The organism is Streptomyces sp. NPDC049887 (assembly GCF_040656535.1).
In the GTDB taxonomy this organism is placed as follows: domain Bacteria; phylum Actinomycetota; class Actinomycetes; order Streptomycetales; family Streptomycetaceae; genus Streptomyces.
Window position 1 is genome coordinate 52,543 of sequence record NZ_JBFAMM010000012.1, and the last position, 17,179, is coordinate 69,721.

The following is a 17,179-nucleotide window of genomic DNA, read 5'->3' on the forward strand; positions in this document are numbered from 1 at the left end:
CGCTTCCGCGGCCCCGGTGCCGACCGCCCCCGCACCGGCCGGTCACGGCGGCCCGCGCGGTGCCCCGCCTCAGCCGCAGTCGCGCGGCTGCGCCAGTCGGGGCAGCCGATCCGCACGCACGACCTGGATCACCGACCGCGCACCCGGCCCCTTCTCCCGGTCCCTGTTGTAGGCAACGGCCAGCGTGCCCGCTCTGGCCTGGGCGTAGCCGTACTGCGGGGTGATCCGGGTGTACGCGGAGGTACGCAGGTCCAGTGCGTAGGCGGCCTCCGGAGTACGCCACGTGATCAGTTCACCGCTGATGCGCAGCTGGTCGAGCCCCTCGGCCGCGGGGGCACCGGTGAGCCGGGCCACCGGTGACGGCTGCCCCTGCCGCCAGACGACCAGCCTCGGCTCACCCCCGTCCCCGCCGTCCTCGATCCAGGCCCAGGTGGTGCCGTCGGAGGCCGGAGACCTCAGATCGCGCAGTGCGGCGAGGGGCCCCGGCAGTCCGGCGGGGCGCAGGGTGGCGAACGACAGCGCCGACAACCGCGTCGACCGTCCGTCCGCGCTCGCCTCCCGCCAGACCAGCAGCCTGCCCGCGGCGAACGGGGCGTCGAGCACACCGGAGTGCAGGGCGCGCGGTGAGGGCGCCCGGTTCCCGGAGCCGGGCCGCCGGACCGGACTGCTGAAGATCGTGGCCCGGCCCTTGCCCGTGCCCTGAGCCCAGAAGACCGAACCGTTCCGGACGACGGGCTGGGGGAGCGGGCCGGGGAGGGTGGACCGGGCGAGCCTGCGCATCCCGCCCTGGGCGTCCTGCACGTACAGCGACCACGGACTGTCCAGCGTGCGGCCCTCCAGGACCGCGAACGCCGTCCACCGCCCGTCCGCCGAGACGTCGGCCGCGAGGAGCTGGTGTTCGACGGGATCGGTGAACGTCAGCAGGGTGCGCGGTGCCTCGGCGGCCTCGACGACGGCCGCCCGGCGGCTCCGCCCGTCGGAGAGCTGGACGACGGTCCATCGGGCCCGGGGCCCGACCTCGGTGAGGACCGCACGCTGGCCCGCCGGCGCGCGGAACTCGCCTGCCGCGAGCGCGGACCGCCAGCTCTCGGGCAGGGGTGCCTCGCACGCCGCCCGGACGACGGTGGCCGGCGGGGAAGCCGTCCGGGCGGAGCCGGACGGGAGCGCGTGCGCCGGCCCCGACGAGGACGGCGAAGGCCCCGCGGAGGCGGTGGGGTCCGTGGGGCCCGACTTGTGGGCCGGCGAGCAACCCAGGCCGGCGAGGACGAGCAGGGCCGAGCCGAGCAGCGCCGGAACCCGTGGTGCGCCCGCGCGGTTCGGTGGTGCCGGGCGTTCCGGTGGTGAGCCGGCGCGGGCCCATCGGCCGCACCGCCCCACCGGACGGCCCGGCGCCCCGCCCTCCGGACGGGACCTGTCGGCCAGCGACTCCCGGCCCGAGCGCCTACCAGACGTAGCCACGGCCACCCATGATCGTCGTGATGGTGTCCGCGGAGATCCGGGCGGACTTCGGGACGCCGCCGGCCCACGAGATCACGCTGGTGCTCACCCCGCCGACCGGGTCCAGGTAGCGGACCTGCCGCGCGTCCGTGTCGCCGTTGTAGCCGTCGATGGCGATCCAGTGGAAGATCTCGATGTTCGGGTGCCCGGCCAGGTGCGGACCGCCCGGTACCTCCCAGGCGTTGCCGGCGATCGCGTAGTCGTGGTCCGTGTTGTGGACGATGTGCTCCCGGAAGTCCGCCACGTCGGCCGACGTCGGGCTGTACGGCAGCGACCTCGGCACGTAGTTGGCGCCGGGGAGACGGTGGTTGAGGGCGTCGGCCATCGGATAGCCGGTCGGCTCCGCCACGTCGATGCCGACCCCGTACCAGGCAGTGCCGCTGGAATCGGTCTTCAGGAGGTCCGCCGCGCTCTGCTGGGAGCGCCCGCCGACCTCGTCGTGCGCGGACTGGGTGATGACCAGGGCGGCCGGGCCGCACCAGTACGACGTCCGCTGGGACTGGTGCAGCCCGCCCGAGACGACGTAGCCGGCGCGCTTGGCGCGGCTGGCGGGCCGCCCGAACCATGCGGCGGCCTCCGCCTCCTTCCTGGCGGTGACCCGGTGCTGCTCGGCGGTGAGCCGCTGCGGACCGAGGGTGTCCAGGGCCTGCTTGTAGAAGGCGCCGGGCGCCCGTCGCGTCCCGGATCCGGGCAGGGGGCCCGGGAAGGGGTCGGTGGCGTGCCCCGCCGTCGCACGGGTGCCGGCCGGCTCCGCGGCGGCGGCCGGTCCGGTCGCGGTGAGGGCGGAGAGAAGGCTCACGGCCGTGATGAGGGCGAGGCAACGCCCTGTGCGCACTGCTGACATCGGTGGTCGCTTCCTGTACGAGGGGGAACTCGGGCAAGCGCTGCCGTGGGTGTCGCACGCCTTTGCGCGTGGGCAGCTGTGGGCGTATCTCGACGGTGCCGCGTGCCCCGGTGCCTCCCGGGGCGGCTCGCCGCGCGCCGCGGATCTTTCGCCCGCTAAGGTGAGCCGCCATGACGACCTTTGATCACTCAGTTGCCGGGCCTTCTTCTCCTTCGTTTGTCGTGCACATCCCGGACGCGGAGCTGGAGCCCGAGCCCCTGGACCCAGCACAGATCGTCTCGGGGAACCCGGAGGTGACGGGCAAGGTGCTGTGGGAGTCCGAGGACGGGCAGCAGGTGCGCGGCCTCTGGCAGATCACGCCCGGTGTGGTCACCGACACCGAGGCCAACGAGCTGTTCGTCGTCGTGAGCGGACGCGCCACGGTCGAGGTCGAGGGCGGTGCCACGCTGGAGATCGGGCCGGGCGACGCCTGTGTGCTGCGGGAGGGCGACCGTACGACGTGGACGGTCCACGAGACGCTGCGCAAGGCGTACCACATCAGCCAGTGACGGCGTCGGCGGGCGGTCAGTCGTCTGCCGCGCCGCCACGGGTGACGGAGCGGCGGACGGCGAGCGCCGCGAGCGGCAGCAGCAGACACGCGGCGACGAGGTTGAGCAGACCGTAGCCTCCATGCGCCACGATCAGCCCCGCCATGACACCGCCGATGCCCGCTGCCGCGTTCATGGTCAGGTCCGACAGGCCCTGCGCCGCCGCCCGGGCGGGTCCCGGCACGGAGTCGGTGAGCAGGGCGGAGCCGGAGACCAGGCCCGCGGACCAGCCGAGGCCGAGCAGGAACAGACCCGCCGCGGTACGGCCGTGGCCGGCTCCCGCCGTGCCCGCGAGCAGCGCGGCGCACGACAGCAGGCCCACGGAGAGTCCGATCACCGAAAGTCTGCCGAAACGGTCCGACAGCACGCCCATCACCGGTGAGAACGCGTACATGCCGGCGATGTGGCCGCTGATGACGAGGCCGATCAGCTGGATTCCCGCGCCGTGGTGGCTCAGCGCGACGGGGGTCATCGACATGATCGAGACCATCGCGGTGTGCGAGATCGCGACCGTGACGAGCGCCAGCCTGGCTCCGGCGGACGCCCGTACGGCACGGACCCCGGCACGCAGCGACCGCTCCTGCTTGTCCCCTTCCTCCGACGGCGCGAGTGCCCGGGCCGTCAGCAGCGGGTCGGGCCGCAGCAGCAGGGCGACGACCACCGCCGCGATCAGGAAGACCCCTGCCGCCCAGACGAACGGCCCGGCGGCCTCCGGGATCCCGGACCCGGAGACACTCCGCCCCGCCGGTGCGGCGATGTTCGGTCCCAGGACCGCCCCGATCGTCGTCGCCCACACCACCAGGGAGATGGCGCGGGCGCGTCTCGCCGGCTCCGCGAGGTCCGCTGCGGCGAAGCGCGCCTGGAGGTTCGCCGAGGAGGCGGCCCCGAAGGCGGCCATGCCCACGAGGAGGAGCGGGAAGTTGCCGAGCACCGATGCGAGTACCACCACGCCGGCGCCCGCGGACCCGATCACATAGGCCAGTACCAGCCCGGGACGCCGTCCACGGGCGGTCATCAGCGCGGCGAGCGGAACGGACAGCAGTGCCGTGCCGGCGACCGTCGCGGTGGGGGCGAGGCCCGACAGGGCCTCCGACCCGCTGACCTGCTGCGCCAGTACGGCGGCCAGCGCGATGCCGGTCGCGACCCCGAGACCGCCGAGGATCTGGCTCGCGATCAGCACCGGAGTGATCCGGCGGCGCAGGGCGGGCAGGTCCGCGGAGCCGGCGGCTATGGGCACGTCATGAGAGGTACTGGCCACTGCCGCAGTGTGCCAGTGACATCGGGTCCACGGCACCCCGGCCGCCGCCCCGCGCTGCCGCCGCACGCGGTCCGGGCGGCCCGGGACGGTCAGAAGAGCGGCTGCGGCAGCACCCCCTCCAGTGCCAGCAGCTTCCGCTTGGTCTCGAGACCGCCGCCGAAACCGCCCAGGCGGCCGTCGTTCTCCACCACGCGGTGGCACGGCACCACCAGGGGCAGGGGGTTGGATCCCATCGCCGCGCCCACCGCCTGGGCGGCGCCGGGCCGCCCCACCCGGTCGGCGAGCTCCCCGTACCCCACGACCGTGCCGTACGGCACCGTCTCCGCGAGCTCGCGCAGTACGCGGCGGTTGAAGCCGGACGTCAGTGACCAGTCCAGCGGCAGCCCGAACTCCGGGCGCCGCCCCGCGAAGTACTCCGCGAGCAGGCGTATCGGCTCGGCCAGGAGTCCCGTGCCGGGGGCGTCCTCGACCCCCCGGCGGCCCAGGCGCTCCGCGAGCCGGCCGACTGCCCTGGCCCGCACCGGCTCCCGGGCGTGGAAGACGACGCTCACCAGCCCGTCCTCGGTCGCGGCGAGCAGCAGCGGCCCGATGTCCGAGTCCACGACGGTCCACTCGAAGCTCTTCATGCGGACCACCGTACGGCCGGGCACCGACAGCCGCCCCGGCCTGTGGAGAACCCCGAACCGGGCTCCCTGGCCGGTGCTCGGACCGCCGGGCGGGCCCGGGCCGTGCGCGTCGACCGGCCACGGGTGGGCACCGGCCGCGGCACCCGGCACCCCGCGCGTCACCTGTCCCGTCAGCCGGCTCGCGTTCCGGTACGCGCTCGGCCACCGCGGCGGGCCGGACCCGGGACCGGCCGGCGTTCGACGGGCTCGCGGACCGATCACGTACGGTCGCAGAACGGCCACAAGCCGAACGGAACCCTCACGTCACGGTTCCCGGTCCGCGCTTTCCTCGCGGTAAATCTCCCTCCCGATCTTTGCTTGCCGGGGCGCTCGCCATACGCTCGCCCGGGACGGCCTTCTCGACGGGACGCACGAGGACACCTGGCGACACATGGGGCGAAGGGCATAGCGCGATGCACGGCACAGTGGACGGTTTCAGCCATGGGCTCGTCACGCCCGTGGCCGCGTACCTCATGGCGTGCCTGGGGGGTGTGCTCGGACTGCGCTGCACGACCAGGGCCCTGCGGAGCGGCGGCGCCGTACGGCCGGGCTGGCTGGTGCTCGGTGCCGTCTCCATCGGTTCCGGGATCTGGACGATGCACTTCGTCGCCATGACGGGCTTCACCGTGGACGGGGTGCCGATCGGCTACGACCCCGTGATCACCTTCGCCAGCCTCGGCGTCGCCGTCGTGATGACCGCGATCGGGACATTCGTCGTCGGCCATCGCGGCGCGAACACGATGGCCCTGGTCACCGGAGGCATGATCACGGGCCTCGGCATCGCGACCGTGCACTACCTGGGCATGGCGGGCATGCAGCTCAGTGGGCGGATCGAGTACGACACCCCGACCGTGGCCCTTTCGGTGGTGATCGCCGTCGTGGCGGCGACGGCCGCGCTGTGGGCGGCGGTCTCGGTCCGCGGCTTCCTGTCGAGCCTCGGTGCCGGTCTGGTGATGGGCGTGGCGGTGAGCGGCATGCACTACACCGGCATGGCCGCCGTCACCGTCCATGTGCACGACACCGTCTCGTCGCCGGCCGACGGCGACAGCCCGCTCGCGCTCCTGGCCCCGATGCTGGTGGGGCCCGTGGTGTTCCTGGTCCTGGCGGCAGTGATCGTCATGTCCGACCCCGCGCTCCTCACGGGCGGCCCCGACATACGGCACGCTCCTGTCGTGGGGCGCCCCGCCGCCGTGGGCGTGCCCGCGCAGCGCCGGCCCTCCCACGCCGAGCAGACGCAGCGGGCGGTGCCGCCCCGAGAGGACCGTCAGGGCGTGCGGCGCGGCCGCCGGCCCTGACGGTCCCGCCACGCCCCGGTGGCAGCTGCCGGGCCCGCGGCGCGGCCGTCGTGAGCGGTCCGGGCCGGTTGTCAGTGGGGGGTCGTACGGTTGATGGCATGCGGCCCGTTACCGAGATCGAACGCACAATGGCGCCCTTCGAGGTCGTCAGCCCCTACCGGCCCAGCGGCGACCAGCCCGCGGCCATCGCCGAGCTGGACCGGCGCGTCCGCGCGGGTGAGAAGGACGTCGTCCTGCTGGGTGCGACCGGCACCGGCAAGTCGGCCACCACGGCCTGGATGATCGAGAAGCTCCAGCGCCCGACCCTCGTGATGGCGCCGAACAAGACCCTGGCCGCCCAGCTGGCGAACGAGTTCCGCGAGCTCCTGCCGAACAACGCGGTCGAGTACTTCGTCTCGTACTACGACTACTACCAGCCCGAGGCGTACGTCCCGCAGTCGGACACCTACATCGAGAAGGACTCCTCGATCAACGAGGAGGTGGAGCGGCTGCGCCACTCCGCGACGAACTCCCTGCTCACCCGCAGGGACGTCGTGGTGGTCGCATCGGTCTCGTGCATCTACGGCCTCGGCACGCCGCAGGAGTACGTGGACCGCATGGTGCCGCTGCGGGTCGGGGACGAGATCGACCGCGACCAGTTGCTGCGCCGCTTCGTGGACATCCAGTACGCGCGCAACGACCTCGCCTTCACCCGTGGCACCTTCCGGGTCCGCGGCGACACCATCGAGATCTTCCCGGTGTACGAGGAACTCGCCGTCCGGATCGAGATGTTCGGCGACGAGATCGAGGCACTCTCCACGCTGCACCCGATCACGGGCGAGGTGATCAGCGACGACAACGAGCTGTACGTCTTCCCGGCCAGCCACTACGTCGCCGGCCCGGAGCGCATGGAGAAGGCGATCACCGGCATCGAGCGGGAGCTCGAGGAGCGTCTCGCGGAGCTCGAGAAGCAGGGCAAGCTCCTGGAGGCCCAGCGGCTGCGCATGCGCACCACGTACGACATCGAGATGCTGCGCCAGATCGGCACCTGCTCCGGTGTGGAGAACTACTCGATGCACTTCGACGACCGCCTCCCGGGCAGCCCGCCGAACACCCTTCTGGACTACTTCCCGGAGGACTTCCTCCTGGTCATCGACGAGTCCCACGTCACGGTGCCGCAGATCGGCGCCATGTACGAAGGTGACGCCTCCCGCAAGCGAACCCTCGTGGAGCACGGCTTCCGGCTGCCCTCCGCGCTCGACAACCGGCCGCTGAAGTGGGAGGAGTTCCAGGAGCGGATCGGGCAGACCGTCTACCTCTCGGCGACCCCGGGCGCGTACGAACTCTCCCGCGCCGACGGCTCCGTCGAGCAGATCATCCGCCCCACCGGCCTCGTCGACCCGGAGGTCGTCGTCAAGCCCACCGAGGGCCAGATCGACGACCTGGTGCACGAGATCCGCACGCGCACAGAGAAGGACGAGCGCGTCCTCGTCACCACACTCACCAAGAAGATGGCCGAGGACCTGACGGACTACTTCCTGGAGCTGGGCGTCCGGGTCCGCTACCTGCACAGCGACGTGGACACGCTCCGCCGGATCGAGTTGCTGCGGGAACTGCGCGCCGGTGAGTACGACGTCCTGGTCGGCATCAACCTCCTCAGGGAGGGCCTCGACCTCCCCGAGGTGTCGCTGGTGGCGATCCTCGACGCCGACAAGGAGGGCTTCCTCCGCTCCGGCACCTCGCTGATCCAGACCATCGGCCGCGCGGCGCGCAATGTGTCCGGACAGGTCCATATGTACGCCGACAAGCTCACTCCGGCTATGGAGAAGGCGATCGAGGAGACCAACCGGCGCCGGGCCAAGCAGATCGCGTACAACGAGGCGAACGGCATCGACCCGCAGCCGCTCCGCAAGAAGATCAACGACATCGTCGCCACCATCGCCCGCGAGGAGGTCGACACCGAGCAGCTCCTCGGCACGGGATATCGGCAGGGCAAGGACGGCAAGGGAGCCAAGGCGCCCGTACCGTCGCTCGCCGCGCACGCGGTCAAGGGCGCCGACGCCAAGGGCGCCAAGGCGGGCAAGGCGGGCAAGGGCGCGATCACGAGCGACCGGCCGGCCGCCGAACTGGCCGGGATCATCGAGGAGATGACGGACCGGATGCGGGCCGCCGCGGCGGAGCTCCAGTTCGAGGTGGCCGCGCGGCTGCGGGACGAGGTGGGCGAACTGAAGAAGGAGCTGAGGCAGATGAAGGAAGCCGGCATCGCCTGAGCCGGGCGGTGCTGCCCGGGCCCGGCCAGTGTCTCAACACCGCCACAAAAACACACCAGGTCTGCTGCGCGGTCGGAGCGACTGCGTAGGGTGCAGGCAACCGCACACACGGACGGTTGCGGGGGAACCATGGAGAGGGGACAGCGCGTGGTGGACGTATCCAAGGGCAATGCGCCCGGGGGTCCCGGCGTCAATCTGACCAAGGGACAGGCCATCAGCCTGGAGAAGAAGGGCGGCGGCACCCTCACCGCGGTGCGGATGGGCCTCGGCTGGCAGGCGGCCCCCCGCCGGGGACTGTTCGGGTCGCGCACCCGGGAGATCGACCTGGACGCCTCCGCGGTGCTCTTCGCCGACAAGCAGCCGGTGGACGTGGTCTTCTTCCGGCACCTCGTGAGCGACGACGGCTCGGTCCGCCACACCGGCGACAACCTGGTCGGCGGCGCCGGCCAGGGCGGCGACGACGAGGCGATCCTCGTCGATCTGCAGCGGGTGCCGGTGCACATCGACCAGATCGTGTTCACCGTCAACTCCTTCACGGGCCAGACCTTCCAGGAGGTGCAGAACGCCTTCTGCCGCATCGTGGACGAGACCAACGGCCAGGAACTCGCCCGCTACACGCTGGACGGCGGTGGCCAGTACACGGCACAGATCATGGCCAAGGTGCACCGCGCCGGCTCCGGCTGGCAGATGACCGCCCTGGGCAACCCGGCCAACGGCCGTACGTTCCAGGACCTGATGCCGTCGATCCTGCCGCACCTGTAGGCACGCGGGCAGGTCCGTCGGCACCAGAGGTCTCGGCGGCGGCCGCCGTGACCGCGCGGCTCCCGGAGGCGGCAGGCCGCCGGGAGCCGTTCCGCACACCACCGAGGGGGACAGAGGCGATGACGGCCGAGCTGGTCAGGGGGCAGAACCATCCCTTGCCCCACACCCGACTCGAGATCCGGGTGTCCGCCGGCAAACCGGTCGTGGCCGCCGCCGCGTTGAGCGACGAGCACGGCCGGGTCCCGGGCACCGAGTGGGTCGCCCACCCCGCCCAGCCGGCCCTGCCCGGTGTCGAGGTCTCCCGCCAGGCCACCGCCGACCATCTGCTGGCCGTCGACCTGAACGCCGTACCCGCCTCCGCGCACCGGCTGACGGTGCTGCTGGCACTGCCCATGGGGCCGGGGCGCCCCGTGCGCTTCGGGGCCGTCGCCGCCCCGTTCGTCTCCGTCGGCCCCCCGGACGGCGACGAGATCGCGAGCTACACGGTCACCGGCCTGGACACCGAGTCCGCCGTCGTGGCCCTGGAGCTGTACCGCCGTCAGGGGGCCTGGAAGGTCCGCGCCGTCGGCCAGGGGTACGCGGGCGGGCTCGCCGCATGCCTCACCGACCAGGGCCTCGACCGCGCCGGCGAACTCGCCGCGGTCGTCCACGAGGCAGTCGCGCCCGGCCTCTCGCGCACTCTCGGCACGCCCCCGCCCCGGACGACGGAGGTGCGGCACGGCGCGGCCGCGGCCGCCACCGCGGGCGACACCGGCCCCTCTCCCGACCCCGGCCCGGCACGGGGCGCCGCCTCGGGCACGGGTCCGCAGACCTCGGGCCCGGCGACACCGCAGCCGCCGGCCCAGACGCACGGGGGCCCCGTCGACTACTCGCATCCGCGCAGGCAGTCCGCCGCGCCGCCGCCTCCGCCCCCGGCCGTACCGCCCGCCGAGCCCGGCCGGCCGCCGGTGCCCGTCGCGGGCGACGCCACCGGCTGGTCCCTGGAGGAGCGGCTGTACAACCAGGTCTGGGGCATGTTCGAGGACCTGGCACGGACGACGGCCGCCTACCGCAGCGCGGTGGACTTCGCCGACTCACGGCTCGACCAGGAGCTCGACCGGGCCCTGTCCGATCCGCGCAGCCGGATCGCCGGCGCGGGGGACGGCGCCCTTGAGGCGGCCCGGGCCAGGCACGACGAGCTGACGGGACGCGCCCAAGAGGTTCTCGACCGCGATCTGACCCAGCTGGCTGCGGAGTCCGAGGTCGTCGAGCCCGCCCTGCCGCCGGCGTTCGCCCGCTGGGACAGCCCGGTCTGGCACGGCTACCGCGTCCCGATGGAGATCCCCATGGCGCTCCGCCTCGGCGACCTCCACCTGCCCGAGCGGCCCGAGCTCCGGATCCCGATGCTGGTCCGGCTGCCGCTGGAGCGCGGGCTGTGGGTGGACAGCGGCCGGGGCACGTCGGACGCCGCCGGGAAGCTGGACGAGGCGCGGCTGCGCGCGCTCGCCGTGGACACCGCGGTCGCCCACGCGGCCCGGCTGCTCGCGGTCTACCCGGCCGGGGAGTTCACCCTGCACGTCATCGACCCCGCGGGTTCGGCGGCGCGTTCACTGGCCCCGCTGGTGCGGTCGGGCGTGCTGGACGGGCCGCCGGCGGCCGGGGCCCAGGGCGTCTCCACGATGCTGACGAAGCTCACGCAGCGCGTGGACCTGGTGCAGATGGCCGTGCGCGGGGGCGCGGCCGACGCACTTCCGCCGGATCTGGACACCGCCCAGCAACTGCTGATCGTCAACGACTTCCCGCACGGTTTCGACGACCGCGCCGTCACACAGCTCCGCTACCTCGCCGACGAGGGGCCCGCGGTCGGCGTCCATCTGCTGATGGTCGCCGACCGGGAGGACGCCTCCGCGTACGGGCCGGTGCTCGACCCGCTGTGGCGCTCGCTGCTGCGGATCACCCCGGTCCCTGACGACCACCTGGCCGACCCATGGGTCCAGCACGCCTGGACGTACGAGCCGCCGTCGGTGCCCGAGGGCAGCGATGTGCTCGGGCCGGTGCTGGCGAGGGTCGCGGAGGCGCGGCGCACCTGGCGTCGCTGACCCGCGGCGGCCGGTGCGCTCCGGCCCCCGTGTGCCGCCTGCTCGCGGGGCACGGCCCGCCCCTGTGCTGCCCCGCGCCCGGAGCCGCCCCACCGCCGCCCCCGTGTCCGTCCCTCGGGACGAGCCCGGGATCGCCTCCCTGAGCTGCAACTTTGACCCCCCATTACCCTCGCCTTTACCTTTCTTTGGTCTTTCGGGTAGTGTTTCCCGCGCGGAGGGGAGTACTCCCACACCTGCGGCGTGCCCGTCAGTACGGACCGACAGACCCAGTGCGGTCCCGGGGCGCCGGCCCGCGGTTCGGCGACCAGCCACCCGGGTGGAAGAGACCTCCGGCAGCGACGACGCTGGTGAGTAGCCGTACGACGCCGGAGGCGCAATGGACGTTTCATTGACCATGTGGCTGGTGACCATTCTTGGTCTCTCCGCCCTGATCGCGGTCGACTTCTTCATCGGGCGCAAGCCCCATGACGTGTCGATCAAGGAAGCGGGTATCTGGACGATCGTCTGGATCGTCCTGGCGGCGATCTTCGGTGTCGGACTGCTGATGGCCGGTGAGACTCAGGCCTCGGGCGAGTTCTTCGCGGGCTACATCACGGAGAAGTCGCTCAGCGTCGACAACCTCTTCGTCTTCGTGCTGATCATGGCGAAGTTCGCGGTGCCGTCGCAGCTCCAGCAGCGCGTGCTGATGTTCGGTGTGCTCATCGCTCTGGTGCTGCGGGCCATCTTCATCGCCGCGGGTGCCGCGATCATCGCCAACTTCTCCTGGGTGTTCTACATCTTCGGCGCGTTCCTGATCTACACGGCCTGGAAGCTCATCCAGGAGGCGCGGTCCGACGAGGACGAGGACGAGTTCGAGGAGAACAGGCTCCTCAAGTCCATCGAGCGGAAGTTCGGCGTCGCAGACAGGTACCACGGCACCAAGCTCTTCATCCGCGTCAACGGCAAGCGGGTGCTGACGCCACTGATGGTCGTCATGCTCGCCATCGGCACCACCGACGTGCTGTTCGCCCTGGACTCGATCCCCGCGATCTTCGGTCTGACCCAGGACCCGTACATCGTCTTCACCGCGAACGCCTTCGCGCTGATGGGTTTGCGGCAGCTGTACTTCCTCATCGGCGGACTGCTCAAGAAGCTGGTCCACCTCAGCTACGGCCTGTCGGTGATCCTCGGCTTCATCGGCGTCAAACTGGTGCTGCACGCGCTGCACGAGTCCGGGGTCCATGTCCCCGAGATCTCCATCCCGTTCTCGCTGGCGGTCATCTGCGGCGTTCTGATCGTCACCACGATCACCAGCCTCATCGCCTCCAGGAAGCAGGAGAAGCAGGAGGCGGAGGCCAACGCCTCGGACGCGTCCGAGAAGGACAGCGTCGAGGCCTGAGCGCCCGGTGCGCCGAGTGCTCCCTGACACGCGCGGCGCACTGCACGATGGCGCCGGCCGGGTCTTCCGCGACCCGGCCGGCGCCGTCGTGCCCGGCCCGCCGCCCGCCGTCTCCGAAGAGCCGGGCCGGATCCTGTGGTCCCGGTTTCGGCTGTTCCGGGTTCCGCGGCCCGGGTACCGCGGTCCACGGGGCGGGGGCCTGGAATCCGCCGTCCGGGGATCCGCGCTCTCGCAGGGAGTGCGCGGGTCCTCCGTCGCACGGTCGCCGCAGGAGCCGCGGGTCCCGTCCGGCGGGCGTCGGGAGCGTCACACGGCAGCGGCGCCCTCGGCGGGCTCGCACAGCCGCCCACGGGCCGGCGCCGTCTCCGGCAGCAGTGCGAAGCAGCCGAGGCTGAGCAGGGCGACCGCGCTCAGATACGCCGCGACCCCCCACGGCGGTCCGCTCCCACCCGCCATGGCCGTGGCGACGACCGGGGTGAGTGCTCCTCCGAGCACTCCCGCCAGGTTGTACCCGACCGCCGCCCCCGTGCACCGCACCCGGGGCTCGTACAGCTCCGGCAGATACGCCGCGACCACCGCGAACATCGTGATGAACGCAAGCATCGCACCGAGGAACCCGGCGAACATCAGCAGCGGCTCGGCCGTCTGGAGCAGCGCCACCATCGGGAACGTCCACAGCGCGCTCGCCGCGCATCCGACCAGACAGAGCGGCCTGCGCCCGTAACGGTCCCCGAGCATCGCCGCGAACGGTGTCACCGCCCCCTTGACGGCGACCGCCGCCATGACGCAGACCAGCATCACGGTCCGGCTCACCCCGAGCCGCTCGGTGCCGTACGCCAGCGACCACGTGGAGACGGCGTAGAAGACCGCGTAGCCGACCGACAGCGCGCCCGCGGTGAGCAGCACCAGCCGCCAGTGCCCCCGCACCACCTCGGCCAGCGGCAGCCGCGCCCGCTCGTCGATGCCTTCGAACTGCGGTGTCTCCGCCAGTGATCCGCGCAGCAGCAGCCCGCCCGCGGCCAGCAGCCCCGCCGCCCAGAACGGCACCCGCCAACCCCAGTCCCGGAACTGGGCATCGGTCAGCCCCGCGGACAGCGCCAGCATCACTCCGTTGGCCAGCAGAAAACCCACCGAGGGGCCGATCTGGGGAAAACTCGCCCAGAGCCCGCGCCGCCCGGCCGGGGCATGCTCGGCCGTCAGCAGCACCGCCCCGCCCCACTCGCCGCCGAGGCCGAGCCCCTGGAGGAAGCGCAGCACCAGCAGCAGTGCGGGAGCGGCCGCTCCGAGGGTCGCGTACGACGGGACACAACCCACGCCGACGGTCGCCAGCCCCGTCAGCAGCAGTGAGGCGAAGAGCACCGGCCGCCGCCCGTGGCGGTCGCCGATGTGCCCGAAGAGCACCGACCCCAGCGGCCGGGAGAGGAAGCCGACGGCGAACGTCCCGAAGGCGGCGAGCGTCCCGGCCAGCGGGGAGAAAGTCGGGAAGAACAACGGGCCGAGGACCAGTGCCGCGGCCGTGCCGTAGACGAAGAAGTCGTAGAACTCCACGGCCGTCCCCGCGAGGGAGGCGGCCGCGAGCCGGGGCATGGAGACCGGCCGGGCGGACGGCACCGGAGGGGGCGACGGGGACTCTTCGGGCGACGGAGCGCGACGATTGTGCATGCCGCGCCAACCACCCGTGGCCGTCGGCGGTTACGGGGGCGCGCAGGCGCGTGATCGGCGACGGGTGGCGCACCGGTGCACGGCCGGTGCACGAGGCGGAACCGGTGCGGTCGCCGTGAGCGTTCGCCCTGCGGGGGCGCTTCCGTCCGCCCCGTCGAAGAGCCCCCGGCCGCCGCTCGTCGCCCGGGGTCCGGGGCCACGGACTCAAGTCCGGCCCTCGCACCCGGGGTTCGCGGCCCGGACGCGGGGCCCGAGCCGGTCCGGCGCCCGGTCTCCGCTCCGCCCAGGGCTCAGTACGTGACCACGATGCGCCGGGCCACGCCGTCCACCCGGATCAGCCCGCCGTAGGGGATCACCAGTTGGGGATCGGTGTGCCCGAGGTCGACGTCGAACACCGCCATGGTGTCCGGCGCGTACAAGAGCAGCGCCCGCTCCACGGCCTCGCGCTGCTCCCGTGCGTAGCGGGCCTGCCCTTCCGCGTCGAGCGGCTGGTCGAACGACCAGGTCTTGGGCCGTGCCCACAGCAGCGCGGGGAAGCGGCGCAGCAGTCCCCGCTCGCCCATGCTGCGCAGGATCCAGAACACCTCGGTGGCCGACGGCAGGTCCTCTGAGGTCTCCAGGAACAGCACACAGCCGTCGTACGCGGCGGGGTCGCGCTGGATCTCCCGGTCGGCCATGAGCATCCAGGAGAGGATCTCCAGGTTTCCGCCCCAGCCGCGGCCCTCGACGACCCGCTCGGGCCCCGTCCAGGTCCACCCGGCAGCGGGATGGGTCTCCGGCTCGTCCGCGAACGTCCCGGGGTCGGCCCAGTCGCGGTCGATGATCCGGACCCGGTCCGCCGGGCGCAGCTCGTAGGGGCCTGGGGTGAACAGGGCGGTCCGCAGCGAGTCCGCGGTCAGTGGTGCCACGGCACCGGGCCGGCCGAGCTCGCACATCACCGACGCGCCGTGGTAGCCCACCACGCCGGTGTTCCAGAGGAACGCGAGCAGATTGGTGTTGTCGCTGTAGCCGAAGAACGGCTTCGGGTTCGCCCGTACCAACTCCCGGTCCAGCAGGGGCAGCACGGTGATCTGGTCGTCGCCGCCGATCGACGCGATCACGGCGCGGATCTCCGGGTCCGCGAAGGCCGCGTGGATGTCGTCGGCGCGCTGTCGGGGCGTGGATCCCATCGTGCGGGTGGCCGGGTACTCGACGGGCACCAGCCCGAACTCCTTCTCCAGCCGCTCGAGTCCCAGCTCGTACGGCAGGGGCAGCAGACCGGGCAGGCCCGCGGAGGGGGAGATCACGGCGATCCGGTCCCCGGGCCGGGGCTTGGGCGGGTACACGGGTACGGATGGGCCGCCGAACGGTGTCATGGGTGCGAGGCTAGCCATGGCTCCGCGGAAAGGGCACCGGGATTTCGCGCCCGGCCGTCACCAACCGCGCTCGTGCCACTCGGGGAGGTGCCGCCGCTCGTCGCCGAGTGTCGTGTCGTCGCCGTGGCCGGGGTAGACCCAGGTCTCGTCCGGCAGTCCGTCGAAGAGCTGGGCTCCCCCGGTCCTGCCCGGACCGATCCGTTGGCCGCGACGAACTCCAGGACACGGGACGGGCCCGCGCGACCGGTCGCGCGGGCCCTTGCGGTGTGCGGGTGGGAGACAGACGCCGGCTCACTCGGGAGCGCGGCCTCCTCGCCCGGCGCAGAGCGGGCAGCCGCTAGTAGCCGAGGTCCTTCTGCTCGGTGATCAGACGTCCGGCGATGTGCAGGTTCCCGTCGGAGTCGAGCACCGCGATGATCTTCTTCGTCGAGCCGTGATGGGTCGTGAAGTAGATCTTGTCCGCCTCCTGGGAGGTGGAGTAGTTCGAGTTCACCGAGAGCTCGATGCTCACGGGGGAGCTGATGAGCACGTCCTTCTTGGGCGAGTTCGGGTAGACCTGGTTCTGTCGCAGCTTCACGCGGCCGTGGGTATCCCCCTCGTTCCAGTCCGTCGCCACTCCGAGATCGATGTCAGGCATGCGACTCCCCCTTCAAATTCGGTGAATGGGCCTTCGCCTCGGGCTGCCGTGGAGCGCCCGAACCACGGCTGAATCTAGACGGACAGTGAGTGCGCCATCGCCGGGAGTTCTGTGCATGGCCGGATTTCTTCCTGAACAGTCTTAAATCAGTGTTCAGGCCATCAAAGGGAGAAACGTCCGGAATTCCTAGAGACAACCGGGGGCTGTCGGCTGCGCACACGCGCACGGGTGCCGTCGGCTGTGCGGTAAGCGTCGTGGCTACCAGCCTCGCGCGCGCCATTCCGCCAGGTGGGGCCGCTCCGCGCCGAGGGTGGTGTCGTTGCCGTGGCCGGGGTAGACCCAGGTCTCGTCCGGGAGGACGCCGAACACCTTGGACTCCAGGCCGTCCATGAGGGAGTCGAACTCCTCCGGCTGTGTTGTCCGGCCAGGGCCCCCGGGGAAGAGGCAGTCGCCCGTGAACACGTGGGGGTGGCCGTGCGGGTCGTCGTAGACGAGCGCGATCGATCCGGGAGTGTGGCCGACCAGGTGGCGGGCGGTGAGCTCCACGTGGCCCACCCTGATCGTGTCGCCGTCGTCGACGAGCACGTCGGTCGGCACCGGGATGCCGGCGGCGTCGTGGCGGCCCGCGTACGTCCGCGCGCCGGTCGCGCCCACCACGTCCGCCAGCGCGCCCCAGTGGTCGCCGTGCCGGTGGGTGGTGACGACGGACGCGATCCCGTCGTCGCCGATCAGCCGGAGCAGTGTCTCGGGCTCGTTGGCCGCGTCGATCAGCAACTGTTCGTCGGTGCTCCGGCAGCGCAGCAGATAGGCGTTGTTGTCCATGGGGCCGACCGCGACCTTGGAGATCATCAGGGCCGCCAGCTCGTGGACGTCCGCCGGGCCGCCGACCCTCACCGCTCCGCTGTAAGTCAT

General features: G+C 72.3%; 14 protein-coding genes and 1 pseudogene. 6 read left to right on the plus strand and 9 right to left on the minus strand.

Annotation, left to right across the window (positions count from 1 at the left end; translation table 11 throughout):
* Positions 1-69: 69 nt before the first annotated feature.
* Both AB0J10_RS16865 and AB0J10_RS16870 read right to left on the minus strand, forming a co-directional pair.
* Complete coding sequence (locus AB0J10_RS16865) at positions 70-1,458, minus strand: hypothetical protein (protein ID WP_363062207.1); 1,389 nt, start codon at positions 1,456-1,458, stop codon at positions 70-72.
* Positions 1,442-2,296: a hypothetical protein gene (locus tag AB0J10_RS16870; RefSeq protein WP_363062209.1), complete on the minus strand. Its 855-nt coding sequence runs from the start codon at positions 2,294-2,296 to the stop codon at positions 1,442-1,444. Before AB0J10_RS16870 ends, AB0J10_RS16865 begins: the two co-directional genes overlap by 17 nt.
* Before the next feature lie 215 nt (positions 2,297-2,511).
* Here AB0J10_RS16870 and AB0J10_RS16875 point away from each other — a divergent pair, with 215 nt between their 5' ends.
* Positions 2,512-2,889, plus strand: a complete 378-nt coding sequence (locus AB0J10_RS16875) for a cupin domain-containing protein (RefSeq protein WP_363062211.1) — start codon at positions 2,512-2,514, stop codon at positions 2,887-2,889.
* Positions 2,890-2,905: 16 nt separating this feature from the next.
* Here the strand turns inward: AB0J10_RS16875 and AB0J10_RS16880 are convergent, their stop codons facing one another.
* Together AB0J10_RS16880 and AB0J10_RS16885 are read right to left on the minus strand one after the other, a co-directional pair.
* Positions 2,906-4,186, minus strand: coding sequence for an MFS transporter (locus AB0J10_RS16880; protein ID WP_363062213.1), 1,281 nt, complete (start codon positions 4,184-4,186; stop codon positions 2,906-2,908).
* A gap of 89 nt (positions 4,187-4,275) precedes the next feature.
* Positions 4,276-4,812 (minus strand): methylated-DNA--[protein]-cysteine S-methyltransferase, encoded by a 537-nt coding sequence (locus tag AB0J10_RS16885; RefSeq protein ID WP_363062215.1) that lies wholly within the window; start codon positions 4,810-4,812, stop codon positions 4,276-4,278.
* Between the two features lie 452 nt (positions 4,813-5,264).
* On the opposite strand from AB0J10_RS16885, the gene AB0J10_RS16890 reads away from it, so the two are divergent.
* From AB0J10_RS16890 to AB0J10_RS16910, 5 genes are all read left to right on the plus strand, one after another.
* Complete coding sequence (locus tag AB0J10_RS16890; protein ID WP_363062217.1) at positions 5,265-6,146, plus strand: MHYT domain-containing protein; 882 nt, start codon at positions 5,265-5,267, stop codon at positions 6,144-6,146.
* A 98-nt stretch (positions 6,147-6,244) separates the two neighbouring features.
* A complete protein-coding gene (gene uvrB / locus AB0J10_RS16895) occupies positions 6,245-8,395 on the plus strand; it encodes an excinuclease ABC subunit UvrB (protein WP_363062219.1) in 2,151 nt (716 codons plus the stop codon).
* A 129-nt stretch (positions 8,396-8,524) separates the two neighbouring features.
* Entirely contained in the window at positions 8,525-9,157 is a 633-nt protein-coding gene (locus AB0J10_RS16900; protein ID WP_269731047.1) for a TerD family protein, read from the plus strand.
* Between the two features lie 119 nt (positions 9,158-9,276).
* Positions 9,277-11,235: a TerD family protein gene (locus AB0J10_RS16905; protein WP_363062221.1), complete on the plus strand. Its 1,959-nt coding sequence runs from the start codon at positions 9,277-9,279 to the stop codon at positions 11,233-11,235.
* A gap of 376 nt (positions 11,236-11,611) precedes the next feature.
* Positions 11,612-12,613, plus strand: a complete 1,002-nt coding sequence (locus AB0J10_RS16910; protein ID WP_363062223.1) for a TerC family protein — start codon at positions 11,612-11,614, stop codon at positions 12,611-12,613.
* A 306-nt stretch (positions 12,614-12,919) separates the two neighbouring features.
* Here AB0J10_RS16910 and AB0J10_RS16915 read toward each other — a convergent pair whose 3' ends face one another.
* The 5 genes and pseudogenes from AB0J10_RS16915 to AB0J10_RS16935 form a co-directional block, all read right to left on the minus strand.
* Positions 12,920-14,200: an MFS transporter gene (locus AB0J10_RS16915; protein WP_363062462.1), complete on the minus strand. Its 1,281-nt coding sequence runs from the start codon at positions 14,198-14,200 to the stop codon at positions 12,920-12,922.
* A gap of 365 nt (positions 14,201-14,565) precedes the next feature.
* Positions 14,566-15,630, minus strand: a complete 1,065-nt coding sequence (locus AB0J10_RS16920) for a S66 peptidase family protein (RefSeq protein WP_363062225.1) — start codon at positions 15,628-15,630, stop codon at positions 14,566-14,568.
* A 57-nt stretch (positions 15,631-15,687) separates the two neighbouring features.
* Positions 15,688-15,801 (minus strand): annotated as a pseudogene (locus AB0J10_RS16925) (hydrolase); the annotation flags it as partial.
* Between the two features lie 166 nt (positions 15,802-15,967).
* Complete coding sequence (locus AB0J10_RS16930; protein WP_363062227.1) at positions 15,968-16,267, minus strand: DUF6342 family protein; 300 nt, start codon at positions 16,265-16,267, stop codon at positions 15,968-15,970.
* Between the two features lie 258 nt (positions 16,268-16,525).
* The gene (locus AB0J10_RS16935; RefSeq protein WP_363062229.1) at positions 16,526-17,179 is read right to left on the minus strand and encodes an MBL fold metallo-hydrolase; all 654 of its coding nucleotides are present in this window, start codon (positions 17,177-17,179) and stop codon (positions 16,526-16,528) included.